This is a genomic window from Paludibacterium flexuosum (assembly GCF_037076605.1).
Classification (GTDB): domain Bacteria; phylum Pseudomonadota; class Gammaproteobacteria; order Burkholderiales; family Chromobacteriaceae; genus Paludibacterium.
In genome coordinates this window covers 2,146,227-2,162,345 of the sequence record NZ_AP029060.1, presented here as the reverse complement: position 1 = coordinate 2,162,345, position 16,119 = coordinate 2,146,227, and the positions used below count along the sequence as shown (strand labels likewise).

The window sequence follows — 16,119 nt, the reverse complement described above, 5'->3', positions numbered from 1 at the left end:
ATGGCCTTTGTTTTTTATAGAGATGAGTTCATGAAGATTTACAAACAAACTGCGCTGTTGCTGCTGGCCGGCCTGCTGGCCGCCTGTGGCTCCCTGTCTCACAAACCCGAGCCGGTGGTCGCGCCCAAACCGGTTACGCCGCCGCATATCAGAATTGGTCTGGCGCTCGGGGGGGGGGCCGCCAAGGGGTTTGCCCATGTCGGGGTGATCAAGGTGCTCGAGGCCAACGGCATCGTGCCGGATATCGTCACCGGCACCAGCGCCGGCAGCGTGGTGGGCAGTCTGTATGCTGCCGGCTATTCGCCTGCGCAGCTGCAACAGATCGCCGTGCGGCTCGATGAAACCAATCTGGCCGACTTCACCCTGTCGACGCGTGGCTTCATCAAGGGCGAGCGCCTGCAGTCCTTCATCAATACCCAGGTGCAGAATCGTCCGATCGAAAAGCTGGCCAAACCCTTCGGCGCGGTGGCCACCGAGCTGGACACCGGCAAGCGGGTGGTCTTCCGTCTGGGCAATACCGGCCAGGCCGTTCGCGCCTCGGCCAGCATTCCCAATGTCTTCCTGCCGGTGGACATTGCCGGGCACCGCTATGTGGATGGTGGCCTGGTCAGTCCGGTGCCGGTCAGCGCCGCACATGAGATGGGGGCCGACCTGGTGATCGCTGTCGACATTTCCGCCCGTCCCAAGGCCGGTGCGGCAACCGGCTTCCTGTCCACGCTGGACCAGAGTCTGAATATCATGAGCGTGGCGGCGCTGGCCAGTGAATTGAAGCAGGCCGATGTTGTGATCCGGCCGCAGGTACAGAATATCGGCTCTGCCGCCTTTGATGCCCGTAATCAGGCGATTCGTGCCGGTGAACTCGCTGCCCAGCAGGCGGTTGCCCAGATCAGGGCCAGGCTGCAACAGAAGCAACTGGCCATGACAAAGTAATGGCATACTCAGCAAAGCACCGTTTTCCAAGGAGGAGTGCATGATCAAACTGTATGGAGCGCCGCTTTCGCCGTACTACAACAAGGTGCGGATCGCCTTGCTGGAAAAGGGCGTGAAATTCGAGGAAATACTGCAACGCCCGTCGCAGGATGCCGAGGTCCTGGCGTGCAGCCCGCTGGGCAAGATTCCCTACGTCGAGATCGGGCAGTTCCACCTGTCGGAATCGACCGCCATCATCGAGTGGCTGGAAGATGCCTATCCCACCGCCAGCCTGCTGCCTCCGACCCCCAATAGCCGGGCGCTGTCGCGGCAGCTGATGCAGTTGATCGACCTGGATCTGATCCAGGGTTGTGCACCGTTCCAGCGTCACAAGGTCTTTGGTGCGCCGCTGGATGAGCAGGCCCGCAGCGATGCGCGCGCCAAGATCATCCGGACCCTGGCGGGGATGGCGCGCATTGCGGTCTTCGCACCCTTCCTGGCGGGCGATACCTTCAGCTATGCCGACCTGTCGGCCGCGGCGGTGTTGCCCGGTGTGAAGCTGGCCAGCGACATGCTGGGTGAAGATCTGCTGCAGCATTTGCCCGGGGCGGAGACCTATCTGGCACAACTGGCCAAGCGCCAGACCGTGACCACCACCTGGGCGGCGCGCGACAAGGCGCTGGCCTACCTGCTGGAACAGGCGGCAAACAAATGACAGGAAAGCCGGGCCGCATGGCCCGGTTTGGCTTTAGTCGAACAAGGGCAATTGTCTGGCCGCCGGTTCGCTGGTCCCGGTATCGAGCCTGACCCCGACGCCGACCAGCCGCACCGGTTGCTGGCCGCGGGCATAGCCCATCTGCAGCAGTTGAGTGAAATGCGCGGCATCCAGCCGGCTGTCTGCCTGTTCCACGGTGGTCTGGCTGAAGTCGGTAAACTTCAGTTTGCAACTGATGCCGCGCCAGCTCGGATTGCCGGCACGTGCAATGCGCTCCTGCAGTTTTTGCAGCAAGACCGGCAGGGTCGCCAGGCAGGCGTCCAGATCCGGCAAGTCGGTGGCATAGGTCTCTTCGACGCTGATACTCTTGCGCACCCGGTCCACGGCCACTTCCCGCTCATCTTCGCCCCTGGCCAGCTGGAACAACCGTTCGCCGAAGCGGCCAAATGCCAGCAATAAATCTGCCCGCGGGCGAGTTCGCAGATCGGCGCAGGTTTCAATGCCCATGCGCTTCATCCGCTCCGCCGTGACCTTGCCGATGCCCGGGACTTTGCTGACCGGCAGGGCCGCCACAAAAGCATCGACCTCATCCGGCAGAATCACCTTCTGACCATCCGGCTTGTGCCAGTCGCTGGCGACCTTGGCGAGGAATTTGTTGGGGGCGATGCCGGCGGAGGCGGTGATACCGATTTCATCGCGAATGCGCTGACGGATCGCTTCCGCCATCAGGGTGGCGCTGCCGCGGCAATGGGGCTGGCCGCTGACATCCAGGTAGGCCTCATCCAGCGACAGGGGTTCGATCAGGGTCGTGTAGTCGCGATAAATCGACATGATGCGTTGGCTGGCTTCTTTGTAGCGGGCCATGTCCGGCGGGACGATCAGCAATGACGGACACAGCATCAGGGCGCGTCGCGACGACATGGCAGAATGGACACCAAAACGGCGCGCTTCGTAATTGCAGGTGGCGATCACCCCGCGACTGTCCGGCCGGCCACCCACCGCCAGCGGAATCCCTCGCCAGGACGGGTTGTCCCGCATTTCGATCGAGGCGTAGAAACAGTCACAGTCGATATGGATGATCTTGCGGCCGGGTGTCATGACATGCACAGAGGGTGGCAGGTACGGGCGAACGGAGCCGCCGATTCCCCGGGTCATCCTCCATCTTGTCCTTATTGGTGTCGACCTGGCGTGTTTGCGGGAATCGGCGCTGGGTATGCGTGCTCCGGACGCCAGTGTGCACGTCCGGGCCGAAAGGGTAAAGGACAGGGCTGGATGTTGCGCTGCATCATGTGGACTGGATGCAACGTAACAGTTGGTCAATCCATCTTCATACCGTCGTGCATGTCACCGTGCATCTCATGCCCGGCGGCCATATCACGGACGGCCACATTCAGCTTGACCTCACCGGCACGGGCGAAATGCAGGGTGATGGCAAAGTGCTCACCCTGCTTCAGCGGCTTTTTCAGTCCCATCAGCATGATGTGGAAGCCACCCGGCGCAAATTTGACGGTTTTGCCGGCGGCAATCTCGACACCCCCTTCGACCTCGCGCATGCGCATGACGCCATTGTCCATGCTGGTATGGTGCAGCTGGGCCTGATCGGCGACGGCCGTGCTGACCGAGATCAGTTTGTCACTGCTGGCGCCATGATTGCTGATGGTGAGGTAGGCCGCACCATTGGCGGCCTGAGCGGCCGTCGAGCGAGCCCATACGCCGTCGATGGTCAGATCGCCTGCCTTGACCGGATGGGCCGATGCCAATTGACTGGCCAGTAGCAAAAAGACCGCAGCAAATAACTTCTTCATATGACCTCGCGCAGATGAATGATGACTACGTCAAATTAACATGGGCTGATTCAGAGCAAAAGCGGCAAATTGCCACACTCCCTTATGCTAATCTGCGACCTGAAACTACCTTTAGCCGCCGCACCGGGGCTTTTTGACCCGTGCGGCATTAGAATGAGCCGCCTCGACCATTTCGGTTGCTAACAACATGTTCAAGACCTTTTTCCTGCAGTACCTGTTTGGTGGCCTGATCAGCCTGATCACGATTACCAACCCGCTGTCGAAAATCCCGATGTTTGTCACCCTGACGGCCGGCATGAGTGACCTGCGCCGCAACCATCAGGCCAAGATGGCAGCGGTCTATGCAGGATCGATCATGGCAGTCAGCCTGCTGGCCGGTAACGTCATCCTGTCGGTCTTCGGCATCTCCTATGGGGCGCTGCGTATTGCCGGCGGGTTTGTCGTGGCGGTGCTGGGCTATCGCATGCTGTTCCTGTCACAGGATCCGGGGCAGGCCCCCAAGCCGAGCAATAATCGCGAAGATTACGCTTTCTTTCCGCTGGCCATGCCCGGCATCAGTGGCCCCGGGACCATTGCCGTGGTGATCGGCATCGCCACGGAGATCGCCGAAGAGCACTCGCTGGCGACCAAGGCGCTGGCTTTCGGCATGACCTTCACCGCCATCTTTCTGACCAGCCTGGGCATGTGGTTTGTCTTGCGCTTCTCGGCCTTGCTGTCCGAAAAGATGGGGCGCAACGGCACGGAGGTCATGACACGGCTGCTGGGCTTCCTGCTGATTTGTGTCGGTGTGCAGTTCATCGGCTCGGGCATCCGCAGCTTCATGGCCGGTTCCTGATCTGTAGTCAAACTACTTTTTTGCAACAGCCCGTTTGCTACTCGGCACACGGGCTGTTTGTCTTTTTATCAACGATTTGACCATTGTCATGGTGCGGCGCACACTTGAAATGTAGTTTTATTTCAAAATCTGCCAGGGGGTGCCATGACCATCAAAGCGGTACTGTTCGACCACGACGGGACGTTGGTTGATTCGGAAATGATTCACTATCGACTGTGGTATGACGTCCTGCGCCTGCATGGTGTCGATCTGCCCTTGCCGGTCTATCAGCAACGTTATGCCGGGGTGCCGTCGGACGATAATGCCCGGGACATGGTGACGCGCTTCGAGCTGGATGTCGCTGCCGAGACGCTGTTTGCCGCCAAGGATCAGCGCACGGTCGATTATCTCGCGCAGCAGGCTTTCCCCCTGATGCCCGGTGTGCCGGAGATGCTCGATGCCTGTCGGCGTCATCGCCTCGACCTGGCGGTGGTGACCGGGGCCAACCAGCATGGCGTCGCGGCGTCGGCGCGCGAGCATGCCTGCTTCTCGCGCTTTGCCACCATGGTCAGCCGCGATGACGTGCGCTTCAGCAAACCTGAACCGGATGTCTATCTGCTGGCACTGGAAAGACTGGAATTGAAGGCCGAAGAGTGTATCGCGATCGAAGATACCGAATCCGGGGCCCGGGCAGCACACGCGGCGGGGATACGCTGCATCGCCGTTCCGACGGCTCTGTCGCAGCATCACGATTTCTCCGGCGCTGAAACGCGCTGCGGCAATATGGGCGAAGCCTGGCACTGGATCGAACAACGGGTCTGAAAGTACAGGCCATGGCGTGCCATGGCCTGCGTGATGATCAGAAACGATAGCCGACTTTTGCATTAAACCGGGTCATTGAGGGCTTGGTGCTAAAGTCGCTTATTGTGTTCGTAATCGAGTGATTGATGTTGGCGAACTGGACATATTCCCCCTCAAACTGGAGTTCCAGGCCATCTTTCCAGTTGCGGGTCAGCCCCAGTCCGATCCCGTAGCCCTTCACTTTCTTGCTTTGTATATTATCCATCCAGGTCGGGGTGGTGCGGAACCGATATGCCGACTCAGCGTTGGCCTCGTGGTAAGCGAGTTTGCCGGATACCAGCCAGTTCTCTCCCCACTTTCGTCCGATGGTGCCATAGACTGCGGTGTGATTTTTCAGCGTGAGCGTGAGGGTTTGCGAACCGGTCAGTGGAATGTAGCTGACAATGCTTTCTCCACTGGTGCGCTTGCCAGCCTCATACTCCACGCCGATACCGGCCACCCATTTCGGCGCCATCTGCCATTGCCAGTTCATGTCGATGACCGGCAGCAGGCTGGCACGGAAATCATTGCCCGAACTCATGTTGGGGTTGCCATTACTGATGGTGATGAACAGCTTGTAAATCTCCTCGTTGCTGACCTGATGTTGAATCCCGGCCAGGGAGGCGCCAAGGCTGATGGAAGGGCCGACAAAAGGATCTGCCTGCGCCCAGCTGCTGCAGGCCAGCAGGCTGCCGGCCAGGAGGAGGGGACTTGATTTGCGCATATTGGCTCCTGAAAGGACAAGAGCGCGTCAGCGCTCTTGTCGTGGGTGAAAACGGAGCCAAATTTATGGTTTCTCAGTACACCGGTCAGTCAGCCAATCTGGAAAATGCGATCAGCCAATTCCTATTCGTTGCTTTGGGCGGCCACGATGGCCGCGGCCCGCTCCGGCGGTGCCAGCAGCATGGCCAGTTTGGCACGCCAGCCCTTGACCTGACGGATTTCGTGCAGCATGTCGCGCCATTCGCAGAAGGTAACGCGCAAGGGGTTATAGGTGTTGACGGGTTTGACCGTGCCATAGTCACAGGGCTCGTCGTCACGCTCCGCCACATAGGTGCCGAACAACCGGTCCCAGATCACCAGCACACCGGCGTAATTCCGGTCGATGTAGAGCGGATTGCGCGCGTGATGGCAGCGATGCACCTGCGGGGTGTTGAGCACAAACTCCAGCGGTCCCAGATCCCGGCACAGGCGGGTGTGGACAAAAAACTGATAGGCCAGATTCAGCAGCACGACCGTAATGATCGACTGTGCCGGAAAGCCGATCCAGGCCAGGGGCAGCCAGAACAGCCACATGCCGGCCACCGGATACATCAGGCTTTGGCGGAAGGCCGTGGTGAAGTTCATGCGCGTCGAGCTGTGATGGACGTTATGGGCGGCCCATAGCCAGCGTACACGGTGGCTGGCACGGTGGAACCAGTAGTAGAGAAAGTCCTGCAGCACAAACAGCGCCAGGGTACTTTGCCAGCCCGGGGTGATGACAAACAGGTGGTGCTTTTCGGCCAGCCAGGTGAACAGTGGCAGGGTCAGCAGCCAGGCGAGCTTGTCTGCCCCCTGATGCAGCAGTGCCAGCACGGCATTGCACAGTGAGTCTGCCAGGCTGAAATACTCGCTGTGGCCATGCCGGCGCCAGTAAACAAATTCGCCGGCGACAAACAGCAGAAACAGCGGCGACATCGCCAGCAGAATCAGTTCGACATCCAGATGCATGGTGCCCCCGGCAGATTGAATGACCATTAGTCATGATAATAGCATCGCTGCGGCATGCGGATGAAAAATGGCATGGCACGGCCTGCCGGGTGTGGTATCGATACCAAGAAGAACGGGGGCCGAGGCCCCCGTGTTCATTTGCGCAGTTTGCCGATGCTCATCAGCATGCCGGTGCCGATGAACAGGGTGACGGTGGCGGTACCGCCATAGGAGACAAAGGGCAGGGGCACGCCGACCACCGGCAGAATACCCGAGACCATGCCCATATTGACGAAGGCGTAGAAGAAGAACGACAGGGTGATCGAGCCGGCCATCAGGCGGCCATACAGCGTCTGAGCCCGCGCGGTGATCATCAGGCCGCGGCTGATGATCAGCAGGTAAAGGCCGACCAGGATCAGGTTGCCGATCATGCCGAACTCTTCCGAGAATACGGCAAAGATGAAGTCGGTCGTTCGCTCCGGAATGTAGTCGAGGTGCGTCTGGGTGCCGTTGAGCCAGCCCTTGCCGATCGGACCGCCGGAACCGATGGCGATCATGGACTGGATGATGTGGTAGCCGGCGCCGAGCGGGTCGCTCATCGGGTCGATCAGGGTCAGAATGCGCTTTCGCTGGTAGTCGTGCATGACGTGCCAGATGACCGGCAGGCTGGCCGAGAAGGCGATCAGTCCGCCGACGATCACGCGCCAGGACAGGCCGGCGAAAAACAGCACGAAGAAGCCGGCGGCCATGATCAGGGTGGCGGTCCCCAGGTCAGGCTGCTTGAGAATCAGGCCGACCGGCAGCAGCATCAGTAGCACCGCACCGATAAAGTGCCACCAGCGCAGATTGGCCTCGTGCTTCTGGAAGTACCAGGCGATCATCATCGGCAGGGCGATCTTCATGATTTCCGATGGCTGGATGCGGGTGAAGCCCAGTGACAGCCAGCGGGTGGAACCATTGACGGTAATGCCCTTGAAATGGACGGCGATCAGCAACAGCAGGCCGACGAGATACAGGGGCGGTCCGAAATGCATGATCACCTGCGGTCGCGTACGCGCGATGATCCACATGATGCACAGCGACAGCACGGTGTAGGCCAGCTTGTTGTCGATCTTGTCGAAACTCTGGTTCGAGGCAGAGTAGAGCACCAGCAGGCTCAGCATGAAAATGAGGCCGAGAAACAGCATCAGCCAGCCATCGAGCGGCTCGATCAGTTTGGCCCACAGGCGCTTAAGGATTTGCGACTTCATCGCTGGCAACCTTCTTGGCGGGTGGGGGCGCCTGCACGATCGGCAGGGTCGCGGTTTTCAGTTCTTCGGCAATGGCCGGGGGGACTTTGCCGGTGAGATAGAAGTCGAAAATGGCGCGGGCAATCGGTGCCGCGGCGCCGGCACCCCAGCCGCCGTTTTCGACGATCACCGCCACGGCGATTTTCGGATGATCCACCGGTGCGAAGGCAATAAACCAGGAGTGGTCGCGGTTTTGCTCCGCAATGGCAGAGGCGTTGTACTTGGCGCCCTGCTTGATCGCCACCACCTGTGCCGTACCGGTCTTGCCGGCCATGGTATAGGTCAGGCCGGCACCAATGGAGCCTGCCGTGCCACCCGGCTTGAGCACGCCTTCCATACCGGCCTTGATGTAATCGAAGTAGGCCTGCGGGAAGGGCAGCTGTCGCAGCGGCGAAGTATTGACATGCGTCTCGCGGCCGGTGCGCACATCGACAATCGATTCGACCAGATGCGGGCGGAACAGCTTGCCGTCATTGGCCATGGTGGCGGTGGCATTGGCCATCTGCAGCGGGGTATAGGAGTTGTAACCCTGGCCGATACCGATACTGACGACGTCGCCCGGCAGCCATTTCTGCGCTGCCGGCCCCAGTCTGGCAAAGCGGCGGGCTTTCCATTCTTTCGACGGCAGGACGCCGGCCAGCTCGCCATCCAGGTCGATGCCGGTTTTGCTGCCCAGCCCGAACTGGCCGATCACCGGCGAAATCCGGTCGATGCCCATGTCCCAGGCCAGCTTGTAAAAGAAGGTGTCACTGGACACGGTGATGGCCTTTTGCAGGGTCACCATGCCATGGCCGTTCTTGTCGGCATCGCGGAACTGGTGTGAGCTGCCCGGCAGCACAAACACCCCCGGTGCGCCGCGGATGTCATCCATCTTGATGATGCCGGACATCAGTGCCGCCATGGCCATGAACGGCTTGAAAGTCGAGCCGGGAGGGTAGATACCGCGCATGGCGCGATTGACCAGCGGTTTGTGCCAGTCGCCGTTCAGTGCGGCCCAGGTCTGGCTGTCGATACCGTCGATGAACAGGGCCGGATCGAAACCCGGCTTGGAGAGGAAGGCCAGCACGCCGCCGTCATTGGGATCGATGGCGACCAGGGCGCCACGGCGGTCACCAAACAGTTTGTCGGCAATTTCCTGCAGACGGATATCCAGTGCCAGTTTGAGGGTGTTGCCGTTGACGGGCGGGGTGCGCTTGAGCGAGCGGATGGCTCGGCCACCGGAGTCGGTCTCAACCTCCTCGAAGCCGACCTGGCCATGCAGCTGGTCTTCATACACCGCTTCCAGGCCGGTTTTGCCAATATACGTGGTGCCACGGTAATTGGTGGTCTTGTCTTCGTCTTCGAGCTGTTGCTTTTCTTTCAGGTTGATACGGCCGATATAGCCCAGCGCATGGCTGGTCAGTTCCTTGAACGGATAGTCGCGGAACAGGCGGGCCTTGACCTCGACCCCCTGGAAACGCCACATATTGGCGGCCAGGCGAGCGGCTTCCTCATCGGTCAGCTTGACCTTGAGCGGCAGGGTCTCGAAATCCTTGGCATCTTCCTGGAATTTGCGGAAGCGCTTCATATCACGCGGCGTGATATCGACCAGCTGCTTGAGCTGAGCGATGGTGGCTTCCATGTCGTCGATCTTGCTGGGGGTCAGTTCCAGCGTGTAAGACGAATAGTTCTGCGCCAGGACCACCCCGTTGCGATCCAGAATCAGTCCGCGGTTGGGCAGGATGGGCACCAGCGAGATGCGGTTGTTCTGGGCCAGGGTGGTGAAGTGCTGGTACTGCACGACCTGCAGCCAGACAAAGCGGCCGATCAGCAGGAAAAACATCAGCAACATGAAGACGTACGCCACCACCAGGCGCAGCTGGAACTGATTCTCTTCCGAACGCAGGTTTTTCAGGCTGGTGAGTTTCTCGCGTGGCATGGTCAGACTTTATGCGATCGGTAGGGCAACAGCAGCAGCTTGGTCAGCAGCGGCCAGAGGATGGCGCCGGTCAGTGGCGGGATGAAATACGACCAGCCGATAAAAGCCGAGCCGGTGGCCATGCGGGTGGCCACCATGATGAGCTGGTTGGTCAGCATCAGCGCCAGCACCGCCAGCGTCTGCTGGCCGAGGTTGAACATGATCAGCTGGCGCTGGCGCAGCAGGGCCATATAGCTGGTGATCGAATACGCCAGGGCGTGCTGGCCGAACATGCCGGTCGAGGCGACGTCGGCAATGATGCCCAGGGTAAACGCCGTGCCGACGCTGACGCGGCGCGGCTGGTTGATGACCCAGTAGAGGATCAGCAGGGCGATGAAGTCGGGCAGCCAGAGCGCCGTGCTGACCGGCAGCGGCAGCAGGTCGATCAGGATGGCAATGACAAAGCTCAGGTAGATGAAGCGCCGCCGGACCGGCTTCAACAGTTCTTTCGGTCGGTCAAACGACATGGCTTACTCCGTGGAATCGTCGGGTTGTGCTTTGCCCTTCTTGGGCGCAGGCGTGGCCGGGTCGGCCGGTCGGGCAGGGATATTGGCCTTTTCCTGCAGGATCAGCACGTAGCGTCCCTTCTGGACGCCGGCAGTCGGCATGGTGGTCACATGAATGAATGCACTGTCCGGGTTGCGCTCGACGCGGGTGACGAACGCCACCGGAATCCCTTCCGGGTAGAGGCCGTCGATACCGGAGGTGACCATCAGGTCGCCCGGGCGCACGTCGGCATGAATCGGCAGATAGCGGGCTTCGACACCGCCGCCGTAGCCATAGAGGATGGCACGCAGGCCGGTACGCTGGATGGTGACCGGGATCATCAGGGTCTTGTCGGTGATCAGCGTGACTTCGGCCGTCAGGGGCTGGACGCGGGTGATCTGGCCGATCAGGCCGCGATCATCGACCACCGGCTGACCGGCGTGCAGCTTCGAATCCTGGCCCTTGTCGATGATGATCTTGTAGGAGAAGGGGTCGCGGCCGGTGTAGAGGATTTCCGCCAGGCTGGCGCCGTCCGGTCGTTCGCTCTTGAGCTGGTTGAGTGCGCGCAGGGCTTCGAAGTCGTGCTCTGCCGCTTCCAGACGCTGTACGCGCGACAGCAGCACGATCTGCTGCCGGCGCAACACTTCGTTTTCCGCCTGCAGGGTGCTTTGTGTCGTGAGAAAGTCGTCGATGCGCCGTGCGGCAACCAAGGGGAAGTTGATTGCGCGTTGCAGCGGATAGAACAGCACCGACATGCCTTGACGGGTGTATTCCATCAGCCCGTACTGGCTGTCGCCGATCAGCAGGGCAACCGACATCGCGACGCAGATGGCAAGCCGCGAGCCGGGCGAAAGTCCCTGGCGAATGAAACTGGGATTATTGGCAAAATCCATCAGACCCTGCGTTCCCCCGGTGGGGCATGACTGGTTGCAACCCCGCGGCGCCCGAGGGCGCTACGGGGCCTTTGGCAATGTGATTATGGTACGTTGGTGAAGATGGTGCCGATCTTGTCCATCTTTTCCAGTGCCTTGCCGGAACCGCGTACCACGCAGGTCAGCGGCTCTTCACCGACAAATACCGGCAGACCGGTTTCTTCCGCCAGCAGGCGGTCGATATCCTTCAGCAGCGCGCCGCCACCGGTCAGCACCATGCCCTTTTCGGCAATGTCGGCACCCAGTTCCGGCGGGGTCTGTTCCAGAGCGATCTTCACGGCGGAAACGATCTGGTTCAGCGGCTCGGTCAGGGCTTCCAGAATTTCGTTGGAAGAAACGGTGAAGGAACGCGGAATCCCTTCGGCCAGATTGCGGCCCTTGACTTCCATTTCACGCACTTCGGCGCCCGGGAAGGCGGAGCCGATGGTCTTCTTGATTTCTTCAGCGGTGGTTTCGCCGATCAGCATGCCGTAGTTGCGGCGGATGTAGTTGATGATGGCTTCGTCAAACTTGTCGCCACCGACACGCACCGAGTTCGAGTACACCACGCCACCGAGGGAGATCACGCCGACTTCGGTCGTGCCGCCGCCGATATCCACGACCATCGAGCCGGTCGGTTCTTCAACCGGCAGGCCGGCACCAATGGCGGCTGCCATCGGTTCTTCGATCAGTTCGACGCGACGGGCGCCGGCCGCCAGGGCCGAATCCTTGATCGCACGACGCTCAACCTGGGTCGAACCGCAGGGAACGCAGATCACGATGCGCGGGCTGGCCGAGAAGAAGCGGCTCGGGGTGACCTTCTTGATGAACTGCTTGAGCATCTGTTCGGTCACGGTGAAGTCGGCGATCACGCCGTCCTTCATCGGACGGATAGCCTGAATCGAGCCCGGGGTACGACCGAGCATCTTCTTGGCTTCCAGGCCGACGGCCAGGATGGATTTTTTGTTGGTCGGCGCATCGTTGTGGATCGCGACGACCGAGGGTTCATCAAGCACAATGCCCTTGCCGCGCATGTAGATCAGAGTGTTAGCGGTGCCAAGGTCAATGGCGAGGTCATTCGAAAAATAGCCGGTTAGCGAACGAAACATTGGGTCGATCCTGGTTCAGTTGTCCGTTGACGGGTGCCGGGCCCGAGGCCCGAAAGTCCATGAGTTTACACTTGAATCCACCCCGGCTGCTGAATCGTGGGCCGGACAGTGCCACCCATCAATCGGCATGCGCCGCAGTGATGCATCAATCTTGGGAGAATCAAACGGGCTATGATACCCTATTACTCTTGAAAGATTAAAGGTTTTAAAGAGGACGCCATGTCACTGACGCAGCAAGATGTCGCGCGTATCGCCAAATTGGCTCGCATCGCGGTCACCGAACAGGAAATCGAGGCCGTCGGCCAGCAATTGAATGACATTTTCGGCCTGATCGAGCAGATGCAGGCGATCAACACCGATGACGTCGAGCCGATGTCGCACCCGCAGGATGTCGCTCTGCGCCTGCGTGCCGACGCCGTGACCGAAGCCGATCAGCGTGCCGCCTTCATGGCCCTGGCCCCGCAGGCCGAAGCCGGGCTGTTCCTGGTACCCAAGGTCATCGAATAAACCCTCTCTGTACCCGAATTCGGGCGTAGTGGCAGCCAGTGCCGCCCTGCGCCAACGGCTAATGGAATGACAACAATGATCACTGCCACGCTCAAGACCCTGTCGCAGCAACTGGCGAGCGGCGCCGTTTCCAGCGAAGAGCTGGCGCGCGCCTACCTGGCGCGCATCGATGCGCTGAACCCGGCGCTGAATGCCTTCATCACCGTCGATCACGACAAGACCCTGGCAGAAGCCCGCGCGGCCGACGCCCGTCGCGCCGCCGGCCAGGCCGGCCTGCTGACCGGTGTGCCGATGGCGCACAAGGACCTGTTCTGCCAGCAGGGCTGGAAGACCTCCTGCGGCTCGCGCATGCTGGACAATTTTGTCTCGCCTTACGATGCCCATGTGGTCGAACAGTGCAAAAAGGCCGGCCTGGTAACGCTGGGCCGCACCAATATGGATGAATTCGCCATGGGGTCCTCCAACGAGAACTCCTGGTATGGCGCCGTGAAAAACCCCTGGGACACCGCCGCTATTCCGGGGGGCTCCTCCGGTGGTTCGGCCGTTGCCGTCGCCGCGCGCATGGTACCGGTGGCCACGGCAACCGATACCGGTGGCTCGATTCGCCAGCCGGCATCGCATTGCGGTGTGACCGGTCTCAAGCCGACCTACGGCGTGGTCAGCCGCTATGGCATGGTGGCCTTTGCTTCCTCGCTTGATCAGGGCGGCATGATGGCACAGACGGCCGAAGACTGTGCCCTGATGCTTAATGTGATGGCCGGTTTCGACCAGCGGGACTCGACCAGCGTCGAGCGTGCTGCCGAAGACTATGCCCGTGATCTGGCCAGACCGCTGGCCGGACTCCGGGTCGGTCTGCCGCGCGAGTATTTCGCCGAAGGTCTGTCTGCGGATGTGGCGCGCGTGGTCGACGCGGCTGTGGCCGAGCTGAAGAAGCAGGGGGCGACCGTTGTCGACGTCAGCCTGCCGAACACTGCCCTGTCGATCCCGTCCTATTACGTGATTGCGCCGGCAGAGGCGTCGTCCAACCTGAGCCGATATGACGGCGTGCGCTATGGCCACCGTGCGGCAGAGTACAGCGATCTGGTCGACATGTACGAAAAGACCCGTGCCGAAGGCTTTGGCGCCGAGGTCAAGCGCCGCATCATGGTCGGCACCTATGTGTTGTCGCATGGCTACTACGACGCCTATTACCTCAAGGCGCAGAAGATCCGTCGTCTGATTGCCAATGACTTTGCCGCGGCCTTCCGCGACTGTGACGTCATTCTCGGACCGGTGGCGCCGACGGCAGCCTTCGACCTGGGCTCGATGAACAACGACCCGGTCGAGATGTACCTGTCGGACATCTATACCCTGTCGGTCAACCTGGCCGGCCTGCCCGGCATGAGCGTGCCGGCCGGTTTCGCCGGCAATGGCCGTCCGATCGGTCTGCAGCTGATCGGCAACTATTTCGAGGAGGCGCGCCTGTTGAATGTGGCTCACCAGTTCCAGCTGGCCACCGATTGGCACACCCGCGCACCGGCGCTGTAAAGGGAAGAACAGACTATGAAATGGGAAGTCGTGATCGGTCTGGAAGTGCATGTGCAACTGTCCACCGTGTCCAAAATTTTCTCCGGCGCCTCGACCGCTTTCGGTGCGGCGCCGAACACCCAGGCCTGCAATGTCGACCTCGCCTATCCCGGTGTGCTGCCGGTACTGAACGAGGCGGCCGTCGACAAGGCCATCCGTCTCGGCCTGGCGCTGGGCTCGAAGATCAATCAGAAAAACGTCTTCGCCCGCAAGAATTACTTCTATCCGGACCTTCCCAAGGGATATCAGATCAGCCAGATGGATCTGCCGGTGGTCGAGGGCGGGCAAATTACCATTCAGCTGGGTGAAGAAGAAAAGATCATCCGTCTGACCCGCGCGCACATGGAAGAAGATGCCGGCAAGAGCCTGCACGAAGATTTCCATGGCCTGTCCGGCATCGACCTGAACCGTGCCGGTACGCCGCTGCTGGAGATCGTCTCCGAACCGGACATGCGTTCCGTGGAAGAGGCCGTCGCCTATGCCAAGTCGCTGTACACGCTGGTGACCTGGCTGGGTATCTGCGATGGCAACATGCAGGAAGGCAGCTTCCGCATGGACGTCAACGTTTCCGTGCGGCCCGAGGGGCAAAAGGAATTCGGCACCCGGCGCGAGATCAAGAACCTCAACTCCTTCCGCTTCCTCGAGCAGGCGGCACGCTACGAGATCCAGTGGCAGATCGATACGCTGGAAGACGGCGGCAAGATCCAGCAGGCCACCGTGCTGTTCGATCCGGAGAGCGGCGAGACGCGCATGATGCGCAGCAAGGAAGATGCCCACGACTATCGCTATTTCCCCGATCCGGATTTGCTGCCGGTGTGGATCAGCGAGGCATGGATTGCCCGTGTGCGCGGCGAGATGCCGGAACTGCCGGGGCAGATGAAGGCGCGCTTTGCCAGCGAATACGGCCTCTCGGCCTACGATGCCGCCCTGCTGACCAGCAGCCTGGCTCAGGCGCAATACTTTGAGGCGGCTGTCAAGGCCGGTGGCCAGGGCAAGCTGGTGGCCAACTGGATCAATGGCGAAATCGCAGCCCGGCTGAACCGGGACGGCCGCGACATCAGCAGTAGTCCGATCTCGGCCGAGCGTCTGGCTGGCCTGGTGGCGCGCATTGCCGACAATACCTTGTCCAGCAAGCTGGCCAAGCAGGTGTTCGATGCCATGTGGGACAGTGATCTGTCGGCGGATGCCATTATCGAGCGTGATGGCCTGAAGCAGGTCTCCGACGTCGGCGCTATCGAGAAAATGGTGGAAGAAGCCATTGCCGCCAACCCCAAGGCAGTCGAAGAATTCCGTGCCGGCAAGGAAAAGGCACTCAATGCGCTGGCGGGTCAGGTCATGAAGGCTTCGAAGGGCAAGGCCAACCCGGCTCAGGTACTTGAAATACTCAAGAATAAATTGACTGCCTGATTGTTAATTCGTTGATTTAAGACGGCCGGTCTTGACCGGCCGTCTGATTTTTTTCGGATTAATACTACAGATTGTGGTTTTTTCTCATTTCACACCCCACATTCAGTGCATTATT

At 60.5% G+C, this 16,119-nt stretch carries 16 protein-coding genes; 7 read left to right on the top strand and 9 right to left on the bottom strand.

Translation table 11 applies throughout. The features are described 5' to 3' along the window. The first annotated feature begins 30 nt into the window (after positions 1-30). Both AACH39_RS10340 and AACH39_RS10335 read left to right on the top strand, forming a co-directional pair. The gene (locus AACH39_RS10340; RefSeq protein ID WP_215780159.1) at positions 31-930 is read left to right on the top strand and encodes a patatin-like phospholipase family protein; all 900 of its coding nucleotides are present in this window, start codon (positions 31-33) and stop codon (positions 928-930) included. Positions 931-970: 40 nt separating this feature from the next. Then, positions 971-1,624, top strand: coding sequence for a glutathione S-transferase family protein (locus tag AACH39_RS10335; protein WP_215780161.1), 654 nt, complete (start codon positions 971-973; stop codon positions 1,622-1,624). Positions 1,625-1,657: 33 nt separating this feature from the next. On the opposite strand, the gene dinB is transcribed toward AACH39_RS10335, so the two are convergent. Then, positions 1,658-2,779, bottom strand: a complete 1,122-nt coding sequence (dinB, locus tag AACH39_RS10330) for a DNA polymerase IV (RefSeq protein WP_338619849.1) — start codon at positions 2,777-2,779, stop codon at positions 1,658-1,660. Between the two features lie 161 nt (positions 2,780-2,940). After that, complete coding sequence (locus AACH39_RS10325) at positions 2,941-3,429, bottom strand: copper chaperone PCu(A)C (protein ID WP_215780177.1); 489 nt, start codon at positions 3,427-3,429, stop codon at positions 2,941-2,943. A 187-nt stretch (positions 3,430-3,616) separates the two neighbouring features. Between AACH39_RS10325 and AACH39_RS10320 the strand changes: the two genes are divergently transcribed. After that, complete coding sequence (locus tag AACH39_RS10320; protein ID WP_215780179.1) at positions 3,617-4,264, top strand: MarC family NAAT transporter; 648 nt, start codon at positions 3,617-3,619, stop codon at positions 4,262-4,264. 144 nt (positions 4,265-4,408) lie between these two features. Then, entirely contained in the window at positions 4,409-5,065 is a 657-nt protein-coding gene (locus tag AACH39_RS10315; RefSeq protein WP_215780181.1) for an HAD family phosphatase, read from the top strand. Positions 5,066-5,102: 37 nt separating this feature from the next. On the opposite strand, the gene AACH39_RS10310 is transcribed toward AACH39_RS10315, so the two are convergent. From AACH39_RS10310 to AACH39_RS10280, 7 genes are all read right to left on the bottom strand, one after another. Beyond that, complete coding sequence (locus tag AACH39_RS10310; protein ID WP_215780184.1) at positions 5,103-5,807, bottom strand: outer membrane beta-barrel protein; 705 nt, start codon at positions 5,805-5,807, stop codon at positions 5,103-5,105. Positions 5,808-5,929: 122 nt separating this feature from the next. Continuing rightward, on the bottom strand, positions 5,930-6,793 hold the full coding sequence (locus tag AACH39_RS10305) for a sterol desaturase family protein (protein ID WP_338619848.1): 864 nt from the start codon (positions 6,791-6,793) through the stop codon (positions 5,930-5,932). 134 nt (positions 6,794-6,927) lie between these two features. Then, entirely contained in the window at positions 6,928-8,022 is a 1,095-nt protein-coding gene (rodA, locus tag AACH39_RS10300) for a rod shape-determining protein RodA (RefSeq protein WP_215780186.1), read from the bottom strand. After that, the gene (gene mrdA, locus AACH39_RS10295; protein WP_215780189.1) at positions 8,003-9,979 is read right to left on the bottom strand and encodes a penicillin-binding protein 2; all 1,977 of its coding nucleotides are present in this window, start codon (positions 9,977-9,979) and stop codon (positions 8,003-8,005) included. Before mrdA ends, rodA begins: the two co-directional genes overlap by 20 nt. Before the next feature lie 2 nt (positions 9,980-9,981). Then, entirely contained in the window at positions 9,982-10,485 is a 504-nt protein-coding gene (mreD, locus tag AACH39_RS10290; RefSeq protein ID WP_215780191.1) for a rod shape-determining protein MreD, read from the bottom strand. 3 nt (positions 10,486-10,488) lie between these two features. Further along, positions 10,489-11,397: a rod shape-determining protein MreC gene (gene mreC / locus AACH39_RS10285; RefSeq protein ID WP_215780193.1), complete on the bottom strand. Its 909-nt coding sequence runs from the start codon at positions 11,395-11,397 to the stop codon at positions 10,489-10,491. Positions 11,398-11,480: 83 nt separating this feature from the next. After that, positions 11,481-12,524: a rod shape-determining protein gene (locus tag AACH39_RS10280; RefSeq protein WP_133682305.1), complete on the bottom strand. Its 1,044-nt coding sequence runs from the start codon at positions 12,522-12,524 to the stop codon at positions 11,481-11,483. A 219-nt stretch (positions 12,525-12,743) separates the two neighbouring features. On the opposite strand from AACH39_RS10280, the gene gatC reads away from it, so the two are divergent. From gatC to gatB, 3 genes are all read left to right on the top strand, one after another. Next, on the top strand, positions 12,744-13,031 hold the full coding sequence (gene gatC / locus AACH39_RS10275) for an Asp-tRNA(Asn)/Glu-tRNA(Gln) amidotransferase subunit GatC (RefSeq protein ID WP_215780196.1): 288 nt from the start codon (positions 12,744-12,746) through the stop codon (positions 13,029-13,031). Positions 13,032-13,106: 75 nt separating this feature from the next. After that, positions 13,107-14,558 (top strand): Asp-tRNA(Asn)/Glu-tRNA(Gln) amidotransferase subunit GatA, encoded by a 1,452-nt coding sequence (gene gatA / locus AACH39_RS10270; RefSeq protein WP_338619846.1) that lies wholly within the window; start codon positions 13,107-13,109, stop codon positions 14,556-14,558. 15 nt (positions 14,559-14,573) lie between these two features. Next, the gene (gene gatB, locus AACH39_RS10265; RefSeq protein ID WP_338619845.1) at positions 14,574-16,004 is read left to right on the top strand and encodes an Asp-tRNA(Asn)/Glu-tRNA(Gln) amidotransferase subunit GatB; all 1,431 of its coding nucleotides are present in this window, start codon (positions 14,574-14,576) and stop codon (positions 16,002-16,004) included. The last annotated feature ends 115 nt before the right edge of the window (positions 16,005-16,119 follow it).